This is a genomic window from Pseudoflavonifractor sp. AF19-9AC (genome assembly GCF_003478995.1).
GTDB lineage: Bacteria > Bacillota > Clostridia > Oscillospirales > Oscillospiraceae > Lawsonibacter.
In genome coordinates this window covers 1-299 of the sequence record NZ_QUGI01000001.1, presented here as the reverse complement: position 1 = coordinate 299, position 299 = coordinate 1, and the positions used below count along the sequence as shown (strand labels likewise).

Below are 299 nucleotides of genomic sequence, written 5' to 3'. Positions count from 1 at the left end.
TTATATCCGTTTTTACTCAATTGTCAAGTCCAATTTTTAAAAATTGGTGACCCGTACGGGAATCGAACCCATGTTTGCGGCGTGAGAGGCCGCCGTCTTAACCGCTTGACCAACGGGCCAGATGGTGCGCCTTCAGGGATTCGAACCCGGGACCCACTGATTAAGAGTCAGTTGCTCTACCAACTGAGCTAAAGGCGCATATTGTGCGCTTTGCCTGCACCCTGAAAACCGAACAGTGAAACAATCTTCCATCGCTTACAAGCGCCTGCATTCCTTTTCGACCTTTTAGGTCAAGCCCT

At 49.5% G+C, this 299-nt stretch carries 2 tRNA genes; both read right to left on the bottom strand.

Annotated features, from left to right (window positions below):
• Positions 1-44: 44 nt before the first annotated feature.
• A tRNA-Glu gene (locus DWX58_RS00010) sits at positions 45-119 on the bottom strand.
• A 3-nt stretch (positions 120-122) separates the two neighbouring features.
• A tRNA-Lys gene (locus tag DWX58_RS00005) sits at positions 123-198 on the bottom strand.
• Positions 199-299 lie beyond the last annotated feature (101 nt).